The following is an 8,422-nucleotide window of genomic DNA, read 5'->3' on the forward strand; positions in this document are numbered from 1 at the left end:
GGAAAAGGTTGTAGAAATGTTTGGGAATGTTTTTCTGGTATCTGAGGAATACTGCTTTTGTGTATGGGAAGTGCAAGTAGAATCAATACTTTAGACATTTTATTTCTAACCTGAAGACAGTTAAATTGGTAGGGGCTTTTATTAAGAATTGGGGTATGAGTCGTACCTGTTAGCTCTACTGGACAGGTAAGGGTTGGAGGGATACGTTATGAAGACTAGAAAATCTGGGCTCAATCGAGCTTTTGGGTCAGCTGTTGCACTGTTGGGATTGGGTGCGTCTTTGGCGGGAGGGGTGGCACTTCCGGCCACGGCGCAGAGCAATTTGCTTGATTTGGGGCAGGCTGTTGGAGGGCAACGGGTGCGGCTCGATGTGGACTCAATACGACGGGCGAGTGGTCGTAGTGTCGATTTCACCTATTATCTTGGAGACGATTCTCGCTACAGTCAGGCTAACTGCGAGAATGGCAGTTGGACGACGTTTGAGGATGGCGTGGTGCATGCTCCTCAGTCAGGTGCGACGTCGGATATGATACGCATCGTTTGCGAAGGAGATACACGGACAACAGTTGCACAGCCGACATTGCGTTGGTTTGTATTTGCACCCCCCAGTAATGTGCGAGTGAGTCCTAATGGAACGGTTCAGTGTGTCATTCGTGAACAGCGCAATATTAATGTTTTAGGTTCAGAAGGGGATTGGTATATCACGGACGTGTGTGGAGCACGGGGCTATATTCACAACAGCCAGGTAGAGCCGATTGATTAGACAAGTCTGCACAGCAAGAAATAACACGGCATTTTGTGCCGTGTTATTTCTTGCTGTGCAAATGCAATTTCTATTCGTGCTCAGATTTGGCTAACACCAAATCCCGTTGTTCTTGGCGTGCTTTGATATGTTCCAACCCTGTGTTGGGAATAGAGCGAATTAGTTGACGCGTATAGTCGCGTTGAGGATTGGTGTAGACCGTGTCAGCGGGGCCAATTTCTTCGATACGGCCAGCGTTCATCACCATGATGCGATCGCTCACAAATTTCACCACGCTCAAATCATGGGAAATGAAGATGTACGTCAACCCAAAATCCTTCTGCAAATCCTTCAGCAGGTTCAATACCTGAGCCTGTACGGATACGTCGAGGGCGGATACCGATTCATCACAAATGATGAATTGAGGGTCACAGGCCAAAACTCGGGCGATGCAGATCCGTTGCCGTTGACCACCTGAGAACTCGTGGGGCATCCGGTTCATGGCTCCGGGATCGAGGCCCACCCGTTGTAGAAGGTCGATGGCGCGATCGCGCCGTTCTACTTCGGAGGGGTATAGGTTATGAATGATCATTGGCTCCATCAACGCGGCTCCAATCGTTTGCCGCGCATTCAAGGAACCGTAGGGATTCTGGAAGACAATTTGCATCCGGCGGCGCAACTGCCGCATAGAGTGTTCATCCAGCGCCATGATGTCTTGCTGATCGAACAGAATTTCGCCTGAGCTGGGCTCGATCAGCCGTAACAAACAACGGCTCAACGTAGACTTTCCGCAACCCGATTCTCCCACTAACCCCAAGGTTTCGCCGGGGTATACCTCAAAGCTGACATGGTCGACTGCGTTCAGCAGGGTCTTTTGGGCAAAAAAGCCTCGGCTCACCGGGAATGCCTTGGTCAAATCGCGAACGACCAACAAAGGCTCCTGCTGGTGCAGGGTTTCGTAATGCTCCTGGGTTTCCTCGGCACTAATTTGTGAGAAAAGAGCCAGCTCTTGTTCAGGGGTATGTTCCTTTGCCTGAATTTCTAACTCGCCATTGGCATTGGTGGTCACGGTCATGAAATCGGCCACCGTTGGCAGGCGCTTAAGCCGTTGATCAGGGCGAGGGCGGCAGTTGAGCAAACCCTGGGTATAGGGATGCTGGGGGTTGGAAAACAGCTCGTAGGTCGGAGCCGTTTCCACGGCATCACCGCGATACATGACCACAACGCGATCGGCAATCTCGGCTACCACGCCCATATCATGGGTGATGAAGATAACAGACATCCCCCGCTTGAGCTGAATCTCCCGTAGCAATTGCAGGATCGTAGCCTGGATGGTGACATCCAGGGCGGTGGTCGGTTCATCTGCAATCAAAATGGCTGGGTTGCCCGCCAACGCCATGGCAATCATCACCCGCTGTTGCTGTCCCCCTGAAAGCTGGTGGGGATAGCGGTTAATGATGCGCTCTGGGTTGGGGAGTTTGACCTCACGGAAAAGGGCGATCGCCCGCTCTCTTGCTTCTTCCCTGCTCACCACTTGATGCAGTCGAATTGCCTCTGTTACCTGATCTCCACAGGTATATACCGGGTTCAGAGATGACAGTGGCTCCTGAAAAATCATCGAGATCAGCCCACCTCGATACAACCGACGCTGCTCGGAACTAAGGGCGAGTAGATTGACGGGGTTGGCGTCGGGCAAACGGGGATTGCGGAAGAGGATTTCCCCAGTCTGAATGGTTTTGGGTGGCAGCAGGCCAATAATGCCAAGGGATGTAACGGATTTCCCAGAACCAGATTCACCCACAATACCGAGTGTTTCACCGGGGTTGAGCGTAAACGAAATTTGGTTAACCGCTCGAACCGTTTCCGCTTTACTACGGAACTCAACAGAAAACTGACGAACATCCAGAATGGGAAGTGAGGAGGTTGGATTCACAGATTTAGCAACAGAAATATGAGTGGATGTGAAAACAATTCGATCGAATAAGCTACTTCTAATTTTTCCCGATACTTGCCTTTAAGGGAATCTTTGAAAAGACGAAAACTAGCTTGTAAAGCATCCCCCAAAAGGATGAGATTTAGAATCTATTGTTGATAAAACCTTCTATTTTTATCGAGTGTTTCAATCTTCACATTCTAGTGAAAAAGTATCAACAAGATCTAGAATTCGCTAATACATTCGTGCCAGCGAATGCTTGCTAAAAAAGACTCTTAAGTGCTCCATCTGTTAGCCCAGGTCTTTTGATGGTAAAGCTTTAGTGCTTCTCTAGTTATGTTAAGAAGACATCATCATTATCTCAAGTAACCCAAATTTTATGTCAACATCATTATTGATGAAGAGAGCTTAAGGGATAGACTATCTCAATTCTGAACGGTAACAGCGATCGCCCCTCTAAACTGTGCCCAGTAAGCAAACTTAACAACGATGTCATAGAATTCTCAACACATTCCTAAAACTTTCTTTAGATCTACAGTTGCCCTCGTTTCTAATGCGTAAACTGCCTTTAATGTGCGGAGATCTGCTTCTCTAGCAAGTCATCCTTTTTGCCCATTCCAACATGATGGAACTGGGCCTGTTTGACACTCAATGCACGTCCAGATGAGTCCATAAAACAAGGAGATTAAAATGCGACTCTGGCGACGCTTTATAAAATTTGTAAGTTTAGCGATTGTGACCTTTGGATTGGCGATCGCCCTCGTGAACTGCACGGGCCAATCTGAAACTAGTACTGGGACAAGCCCCGCAGCGACGGGCAGTGCCAGTGGTACATCAGCTCTGGTGTTTGCTTCCAGTGGCCCTCCCGTCAACCTGGAGCCTGGCAACATCACGGATGGCAACTCTCTGTATGTCCAGCAGCAAATTTATGACCGCCTGATCGACTTTAAGCCAGGTAGTACAGACCTTGTTCCAGCTCTGGCTGATAAGTGGGAGGTATCCGACGACAACCTCACCTGGACATTTACCCTGAAGGAGGGGGTAAAGTTCCACGACGGCACCGACTTTAATGCTGAAGCCGTAGCCTTCAACTTTAACCGCTGGTGGGATCCCGAGTTTGAGTATGGTTATCGGGATGCTGGAAAGCTCTACGAAATTTGGACAAATCTCTTTGGCGGTACTAAGGGCTCGAAAGAGTCTCTGGTTCAATCAGTTACAGTTAAGAGCCCAACCGCCATTGATATCAAGCTAAAACAGCCCTTCGCAGCATTCCCGGCTGCCGTAGCTGCGGGATACTTCGGTATTGCCAGCCCCACAGCCATTCAAAAATCCGCTGCAGATTATGGCACACCCTCTGGTGCGGCTGTGGGTACTGGCCCCTATGTGTTTGAGGAATGGCGGTCAGGTGAACGAGTCAGCCTGAAGGCGAACCCTGACTACTGGCGGGAAGGGGTTCCTAAAGAACAACAATTGATCATTACCTTCGTGGAAGACCCGGCGGCTCGCCTTGCACAACTGCGGGCTGGCACTGTTGATTTCACTGTCGACCTTACCCCTGACCAGTTGGCCGAAATTGAAGGAGATTCTAGCCTTAAAGCAGTCTATCGCCCTTCCTTTAACGTGGGATATCTGGCGCTAAACCCCGGCTATGAGCCTTTGTCGAAGCCAGAGGTGCGGCGAGCGATCGCTGAGGCTATCAACAAGCCCGAAATCGTGAAAGCCTTTTGGGGCGAGCTGGGCCAAACTGATGCCCACTTCGTGCCGCCTTCCATGGAGAATTTCCGCTCGAAGGATGTGACGGATTATCAGTACAACCCCGATGCGGCGAAGCAAGCTCTCGCGGCAGCTGGCTACCCCAACGGCTTTGACTTGCAGCTCTGGTATATGCCCGTCAGCCGTCCCTACTTCCCGAACCCTAAGCCAATCGCGGAAGCGTTCGCTGCTGAACTGAACACCATTGGCATTCGAGTTAGTTTGCAAACTAAAGACTGGGGTGCGTATCTGGAGGATCGCAACACGCCTCCCGGTTTCCAGTCCTTCATGCTGGGCTGGACGGGTGACTACGGCGACCCCGACAACTTCCTATATGCCCACTTCGGCCCTGGTTCCACCGATGACCTCGGCAAATGGAAAAATCAGCAGGTCTTTGATCTGCTAGACCAGGCCCGTGCTGAAGCTGACACCGCCAAGCGGGGCCAGATGTATGCCCAGGTTGACAAAATTCTCTTCGACGAAGCTCTGCGGATTCCTATCGTCCACTCCCAACCGTTGCTGGCCCAACGTAGCAGTCTTGGCAACTGGAACCCAAGCCCGTTAGGGTCGGAGTCTTTCGAGGAAATCGAAAAGTCCTAATCACGCAATCAGCAGGGCGTGGGATTCAACACCTTCCACCCCTGCTTGCCCGCCCTTTTTCCACTCATCTACCCCTCCACCCCTCATGGGCCGCTACATTCTCCGCCGTCTCTTGAATCTGTTACCCGTTCTTTTCGGCATTACGCTGCTGGTGTTTCTCTTCCTGCACCTGATTCCAGGGGATCCAGCAGTAGTGATGTTGGGCGATCGCGCTACCCCTACCCAGGTCGAAGCGCTTCGTGAACGCATGGGTCTAAACGAACCGCTGCCGTTGCAATACCTGGCCTTTATGGGCAACCTGCTTCGCTTTGATCTGGGGCGTAGCATCTTTACCGGAGTTCCCATCATCCGGGAGATCTTGAATCGCTGGCCTGCTACGTTTGAGCTGTCTGTAGCGGCGATGGTCATTGCTCTGGCGATCGGCATTCCCGCCGGGGTAATCGCCGCTGTCCGTAAAAACAGCCTGTGGGACAACGCCACTATGAGCGGTTCGCTGATTGGGGTATCAATGCCTGTGTACTGGCTTGGCCTACTGCTGGTATACCTGTTTGCGGTCAACTTGCGATGGCTTCCCCCCAGTGGCCGCATTAGTGTGGATGCGGGATTGGCTTTCAAACCGATTACGGGCTTTTATGTTTTTGATGCCCTGGTGCAGGGCAATTTTGCTGCTCTGGGTGATATTCTGGCGCACCTGACCCTTCCTGCCCTCACCCTCAGCACCATTCCCCTTGCCATTCTTGCTCGCATCACTCGCAGCGCCATGCTAGAAGTCCTCTCTCAGGACTATATCCGTACCGCTCGCGCAAAGGGTTTATTGGAGTACTGGGTGATTTTTAAACATGCTTTGAAAAATGCCATGCTTCCTGTCGTCACTATTATTGGTTTAGAGTTTGGCACACTTTTAGGTGGAGCCATTCTTACAGAAACCATTTTTGCATGGCCAGGAATTGGTAAATGGATCTACGAGGGCATTCTTACTCGCGACTATCCAGTTGTTCAGGGAGGTGTCATTTTTGTTGCCACTGCCTTTGTATTGATCAATCTTTTAGTTGATATTTCTTATGCCCTATTAGATCCACGAATTCAGTACAAATAGGTTTGAGTGAGATTCGACAATCAACGACAGTTGATCATCCCCGTGTGTAGAGGCGCGTTATAAAACATATGACTCTTGAAAATGTATTACTCGGATCAGCGCGGGTTTGATTGAACATCTTTGGTTTTGACGTCAACATGGCGTTAAAACCCGCCCCCACAGAAGAATTTAGTTCAAACTCTTACATTGAAATATTCTTTCCTCCTATGACCACCGCTACCCCAGCTACTCGCTTTGCCCGTTTCCGCAAACAACGTGCTGTTCAGCGCTTTCTGCAATCTACGTCTGGCATGATTGGCCTGGTGCTAACTGCACTGATTATACTGATGGCTGTGCTGGCGCCCATCCTTCGACCTTATGATCCTGCTGGCGATCGCAACTACGCTGCTCGCCTTAGACCCCCTAGCCCTGAGTTCTGGTTTGGCACGGACGGTTTAGGCCGCGACATTCTCAGTCAGGTTTGGTATGGATTGCAGACGTCGCTGCTAATTGGGTTGGTAGCCGTGGCGATCGGTATGCTCATCGGTGTGGCCTTAGGGCTACTGGCGGGATACTTTCGGGGGCGGTTGGAAACGGTGGTGGGTTGGATGACCGACGTGATGCTGGCGTTTCCCTCGATTTTGTTGGCGATCGCTATCGTCACCGTCACGGGTCCCAGTGTTGTCAGCGTCATGTTTGCCGTCGGTCTGGTGCAGTTGCCCAAGTTTATCCGCCTCACCCGCAGCATGGTACTTTCCCTGCGCGAGCAGGAATTTGTGCAAACTGTCCGCGCCTTTGGAGCCACGCCGCCACGGATTATTCTGCGGCACATTTTGCCTGCGAGTCTTGCGCCGATTGTGGTGCAGGCGACCCTGGCGATCGGTACCGCTACCCTGGAAGCGGCAGGTCTGGGCTTCCTGGGACTGGGCGCACAGCCCCCTACCCCAGAACTGGGCACGATGCTCTCTGATGCCTTCAAAGGAGGCTATTCTTTGTCATCACCCTGGACCATTATTTTTCCTGGTCTTTTTATTACGTTGACAGTGCTTGCCTTTAATCTTCTGGGTGATGGTCTCCGAGATGCCCTCGATCCTCGCAGTGGACGGTAATAAAAAAAGAGCGACCATTGGTCGCTCTTTTTTATCAACTTGCCATAATCAGCGGATCGGGGACGGGGAACGATCGCTGTTCCAGGGGGGTAAACTTCCGATGGGCTGCGTCGAAGGCATATACAGAACCTGTTTCAATCTCATACATCCAGGCGTGTAAGTTTAACTTGCCAGAGTGGAGGTTGGAGCGTACCACCGGATAAGTTTCCAGGTTCTCAATTTGAGTCAAGATGTTTTGCTCGATCGCAATCTTGAGCAACCGCTCCGGGGTTTCGTGGGAGTAGTTATCCATCACAAGGCGACGGGTGGCTTCACCGTGGGTACGCAACCAGCTATACACCATCGGCATTGTCTCGGCGAGGTTGCCTACCTGTAATAGCCCTCGCATGGCTCCGCAGTGGGAGTGACCACAAATAATGATGTCCTTCACGCCCAGAGCTTGCACGGCGTATTCGATCGCCGCAGACTCAGTAATGCTAGCCGCTCCGTAGGACGGAACAATGTTGCCTACGTTCCGCATGACGAACAGCCGCCCAGGAGGGGATTGTGTAATCAGGAAGGGATCAATCCGCGAGTCCGAGCACGTGATGAACAGCACGTCAGGCGACTGCCCCTGAGAAAGCTCCTCAAAGAGTGCCTGATGGTTCCGGAAGTAGTTGTCGTGGAACTGGTTTACGCCCTGGAGGATGCGAGTCAACGGCATAAGAATGGCCTGTATTCGGCAAGGGAAGGGACTTGAATGGGTAGTTAAAGGTGCGGAGTGGCAAATTGTCAATCCGGTTTTCTTAATAATACCCATTAGTTTACATTTATATACAATGGTGCGATCGCGATTTCCAGGAAGAAAACACGTATTTGCTGAAACTTTATGTGTCTTGTAGAGTTTTGGCCCGGTTAGCTAGGGCATCAGGAGTGAATGGGCGCACTGCTTCCACTCGCTCCTGATGCCCTAACTAGTACGCTGAGGCGGAAATCCATCACCTATGTTTTTGTGTGGGGTACTTCGCACCCCACACAAAAACATAGGTTGCGAACATAGGCCGCAGCCTACTAGTGGGTCATCTGGCGTGAGTATTGCCATTTCAGGTGGAGCATTTTAGGCCACCAAGGACTGGGTTACAGCCCCAGACCCTCCTAATCGATGCTTAGGTCGTTTAGATCGCGCTCGTTGTCGTCGTGCCGCTCGCTTGCCACCCCACTCAAACGGTGTT

At 51.2% G+C, this 8,422-nt stretch carries 6 protein-coding genes; 4 read left to right on the forward strand and 2 right to left on the reverse strand.

Annotated elements, in window-relative coordinates; translation table 11 throughout:
- Positions 1-208 precede the first annotated feature (208 nt).
- Complete coding sequence (locus H6F91_RS26275) at positions 209-763, forward strand: hypothetical protein (RefSeq protein WP_242036003.1); 555 nt, start codon at positions 209-211, stop codon at positions 761-763.
- 70 nt (positions 764-833) lie between these two features.
- Here the strand turns inward: H6F91_RS26275 and H6F91_RS26280 are convergent, their stop codons facing one another.
- Positions 834-2,675 carry a dipeptide ABC transporter ATP-binding protein gene (locus H6F91_RS26280; protein ID WP_190770877.1) on the reverse strand — a complete coding sequence of 614 codons (1,842 nt, stop codon included), beginning with the start codon at positions 2,673-2,675 and terminating at the stop codon, positions 834-836.
- 690 nt (positions 2,676-3,365) lie between these two features.
- On the opposite strand from H6F91_RS26280, the gene H6F91_RS26285 reads away from it, so the two are divergent.
- From H6F91_RS26285 to H6F91_RS26295, 3 genes are all read left to right on the forward strand, one after another.
- Positions 3,366-5,027, forward strand: coding sequence for an ABC transporter substrate-binding protein (locus tag H6F91_RS26285; RefSeq protein ID WP_190770876.1), 1,662 nt, complete (start codon positions 3,366-3,368; stop codon positions 5,025-5,027).
- Positions 5,028-5,112: 85 nt separating this feature from the next.
- Positions 5,113-6,123 carry an ABC transporter permease gene (locus H6F91_RS26290; protein ID WP_190770875.1) on the forward strand — a complete coding sequence of 337 codons (1,011 nt, stop codon included), beginning with the start codon at positions 5,113-5,115 and terminating at the stop codon, positions 6,121-6,123.
- A 206-nt stretch (positions 6,124-6,329) separates the two neighbouring features.
- Positions 6,330-7,211, forward strand: a complete 882-nt coding sequence (locus H6F91_RS26295; protein WP_190769795.1) for an ABC transporter permease — start codon at positions 6,330-6,332, stop codon at positions 7,209-7,211.
- A gap of 34 nt (positions 7,212-7,245) precedes the next feature.
- Here H6F91_RS26295 and H6F91_RS26300 read toward each other — a convergent pair whose 3' ends face one another.
- Positions 7,246-7,914, reverse strand: a complete 669-nt coding sequence (locus H6F91_RS26300; protein ID WP_190769796.1) for a carbonic anhydrase — start codon at positions 7,912-7,914, stop codon at positions 7,246-7,248.
- Positions 7,915-8,422 lie beyond the last annotated feature (508 nt).

This window comes from Leptolyngbya sp. FACHB-8, from assembly GCF_014695575.1.
In the GTDB taxonomy this organism is placed as follows: Bacteria; Cyanobacteriota; Cyanobacteriia; order Elainellales; family Elainellaceae; genus Vacuolonema.

Coding starts and splice junctions, on each gene's coding strand:
- H6F91_RS26285 (WP_190770876.1), top strand. CDS start 3,366: ATGCGACTCTGGCGACGCTTTATAAAATTTGTAAGTTTAGCGATTGTG.
- H6F91_RS26275 (WP_242036003.1), top strand. CDS start 209: ATGAAGACTAGAAAATCTGGGCTCAATCGAGCTTTTGGGTCAGCTGTT.
- H6F91_RS26290 (WP_190770875.1), top strand. CDS start 5,113: ATGGGCCGCTACATTCTCCGCCGTCTCTTGAATCTGTTACCCGTTCTT.
- H6F91_RS26300 (WP_190769796.1), bottom strand. CDS start 7,914: ATGCCGTTGACTCGCATCCTCCAGGGCGTAAACCAGTTCCACGACAAC.
- H6F91_RS26295 (WP_190769795.1), top strand. CDS start 6,330: ATGACCACCGCTACCCCAGCTACTCGCTTTGCCCGTTTCCGCAAACAA.